Source organism: Streptomyces alkaliphilus, assembly GCF_014141535.1.
Classification (GTDB): Bacteria; Actinomycetota; Actinomycetes; order Streptomycetales; family Streptomycetaceae; genus Streptomyces; species Streptomyces alkaliphilus.
Genome location: NZ_VKHT01001586.1, coordinates 1 through 676, shown reverse-complemented (window position 1 = coordinate 676; position 676 = coordinate 1). Strand labels below are relative to the sequence as shown.

Below are 676 nucleotides of genomic sequence, written 5' to 3'. Positions count from 1 at the left end.
AACCGCACACACTCACCCACCGACAACACCCCCACATCCCGCACCACCTCATCCACATCACCCGCCAACGCGGAGACGATGGCGGAAAGGCGTTCCGAAAAGAGGCGGGCGGTCTCTTCCGCGTAGAGGTCGGTACTGTAGGTGAGATAACCGGTGATGACGTCCTCGTCCTGTTCGAGATGGAACGAGAAATCGAATTGAGTATCCGCCGGGGGGAGCTCGAGCCTGGTCACCTCCAGGCCGGGGAGGTCGAGGGTGCGCGACGGGGTCTCGTTGAGCGTGAGCATGACCTGGAACAGCGGGCTGCTCCCCTGGCCCCGCGTCGGCGCCGCATGCCGAACGATCTCCTCGAACGGGGTGCCGGCGTGTTGATGCGCCTCCATGAGGGCGCGGTGGGTGAGGGCCAGTGTCGCGCCCGTGGTGAGACGGGGGTCCACGGTCAGGCGCAGCGGCAGGGTGTTGGCGAAGAAACCCGGGATGTTCGCGGTGTCGGGGTGGGCGCGTCCACTGGTCGGGATGCCGATGACCACGTCCCGGCTGCCGGAGAGGGCGTTCAGCGCGATGGCCAGAGCGGTCGCTACCACTGCGAAACCGGTGGTGCCCCCGGCGCGGGCGGCCCGGGCGACGGGTTCCGCCGGGAACTCGACGGGCACCGCGGCACCACGGTGGGTGGGAC

1 protein-coding gene is annotated in these 676 nt (G+C 68.5%); it reads right to left on the bottom strand.

Features of this window, described 5'->3' with window-relative positions:
* Window positions 1-653 (bottom strand): condensation domain-containing protein (locus FNQ90_RS25820; protein WP_182608517.1); only part of this gene is annotated, 653 nt, incomplete at its 3' end.
* Window positions 654-676: the final 23 nt, after the last annotated feature.